A 2,075-nucleotide genomic window follows, 5' to 3' on the forward strand; every position below is an offset into this window, starting at 1 on the left:
CTCCTGCAAGTGCCTTAACAAAAGTTCATACAGTGTCGATTACTTTTGTCCGACTACTTAGTAGAATCCGATCGCATTAACTTTCCCATCTTCAATAAAAGCCAAATATTCTATTATTCGATCGAAATTACAATAACAAAATCCCTCAATGAGCTAAAATAGAAAAGGCTCTGCTAACTGACTCAAAGTTTAAAATGAGGAAGAGGAGGCAACAAATGAGCCGATCGGAACTAGACTTACCATTTTATCTATGGGAAATGCACCATAAACGAATTCTAGAGGTAGGTGCAGTTCCTCAGTATCGAGCTTGGTTAGCTGATAAATTAGCAACAGGTTCTCACGGTATCTGTTACGGCGATACTTACATAGGAAAATCAGCGGTGACAATGGATTTCGTGCAGCGTCACAGCGGAGTATCGCAGAGAAAGACGATGCAGGCTGTTCCAGTGATTTACCGCCACCCGTGGCCAGCAGAAACTTACAAGTTCAGCTTGCAGCAGATGGCTTTTGATATCTTTCCCTGGGTAAATAATGTAGGTGAGATCCGCAAGCGCTTCAACGGCAATACAACCTATTGGGAAAAGAAGCTGGTGGAATTGCTATTAGCTGCTTCCACCCGTTTAATCGTGATAGATGAAGTTAGCCATTACTCGCAAAAGGTAATGGAAAGGCTGCTGGGATTTTTAACAGAAACAGTTCCCCATATCGGGATTGTTATTATCGATTACACACCAAAAATACAGTGGCGGATGTCGCGGGAACCGCTATTGACGCGATGGTACGATCGCTTCTTATTTCCTAAGCTAGAATTAACAGAAGCACTCCAAGTTTGTCAGCAATGGGAACAAGAAGAATTGGGTTCTAATTACCTAAATTGGGAAAGTGAATGGGGACAGCAAATAGCGGCTGCTTGTGAAGGACATATTGGTACTTTGTTTCAGATATTAAATAGTGCTTACCGAGATTTTCTTTTTCAAAAAGCTGAAACTAGAGTGGAAATCGAGCAAGGTATTAGTGAAGAGGAAGAACGCAATACTTTAATGAGTTGGGATGAATATGAAAGCCAACGAGAAAAGGTATACGAGGCGCGTGGTAATGTAACTTTTAACGGGGAAACCGATCTTCCATCTCTTTCAAAAGCTTTATTATCAAAAGCTTCTAAAACTTTAGCACGTTTTCGAGAACCAGTATTTGCACCTCATGTTTCTCAAGAATTAGTAGCAGAACTCGACGGAGATACTGAGGCAGCAATTATCGTTCATACGATTCGAGAAATGGACTTAGACGTAATTATAAGTGTCCCCAAAGAATACCAACCAAACGATGAATATGTTTTAGCAGAACAGCTTCCCCCTTTACTATTTGATGTGGAAAATTATATTAATTCGCTCTATTATCACGAAACTGTAGCCAAGCTGGGAATTACTGCTAATTCGATCGCTTCATTAATGAACTGGTTTGTGGCTGACAAGTATACGCGAGATGGGCGGCGTTGTCTCGATACTGCTAGAGCTAAAAAGAAACTGCGAAAATTGGAATCTATGGGGTATATAGCAGTTAAGCCTGGTTCATCTCCGGTTGCTTACATTAGTTCTGAAGTTTTTCAGGCTATTGTAAAACGAACCAGGCTGGATTTAGATTCAACAATTGAAAATTAATTAGAATTATTTCTAATCTGGATAAAGAGTACCACTCTAAAATACCTCAATATCTCGTTAAGTCTATCGGATTTTGTTGGCCGAGCGAACGCCTAAATCTGAACTTGATTCAGAATTTTCTTGAGGCGGAAAATAGTGCTTGACTAATATTCTCTCTACCTCGTTGCTGATGAGAGCGATCGTCTTTCTCAGCAGCAAGTTTAATTCGTTCGAGTAAATCTTCATCTAGCGATAGGGTGATTCGTTTTCTTGCCATATTAGACCGTTGGGATTCAAGAGGCGACAAGGGGGCTAGAGCAACGATCTAGTTTAAGGACAATAGCTTACTACTGGAGTTTAGACTATCGCACCGCAGGTGCGATGTCTAAACTTTGATTGACACAGAGAAGACTAAGTAAGAGCTACCTGTCCTCACTA

General features: G+C 40.7%; 2 protein-coding genes. One reads left to right on the forward strand and one right to left on the reverse strand.

The window, feature by feature from the left end:
• Positions 1–215: 215 nt before the first annotated feature.
• Positions 216–1,658, forward strand: a complete 1,443-nt coding sequence (locus H6S82_RS30800; RefSeq protein WP_191057297.1) for a TniB family NTP-binding protein — start codon at positions 216–218, stop codon at positions 1,656–1,658.
• Between the two features lie 109 nt (positions 1,659–1,767).
• Here H6S82_RS30800 and H6S82_RS30805 read toward each other — a convergent pair whose 3' ends face one another.
• Entirely contained in the window at positions 1,768–1,914 is a 147-nt protein-coding gene (locus tag H6S82_RS30805) for a hypothetical protein (protein WP_191057298.1), read from the reverse strand.
• Positions 1,915–2,075: the final 161 nt, after the last annotated feature.

The sequence above is a fragment of the Planktothrix sp. FACHB-1355 genome (assembly GCF_014748295.1).
Classification (GTDB): Bacteria; Cyanobacteriota; Cyanobacteriia; order Cyanobacteriales; family Aerosakkonemataceae; genus Aerosakkonema; species Aerosakkonema funiforme_A.

Excerpts from the sequence above, each read along its gene's own strand:
- H6S82_RS30805 (WP_191057298.1), bottom strand. The coding sequence starts at position 1,914 with ATGGCAAGAAAACGAATCACCCTATCGCTAGATGAAGATTTACTCGAA.
- H6S82_RS30800 (WP_191057297.1), top strand. The coding sequence starts at position 216 with ATGAGCCGATCGGAACTAGACTTACCATTTTATCTATGGGAAATGCAC.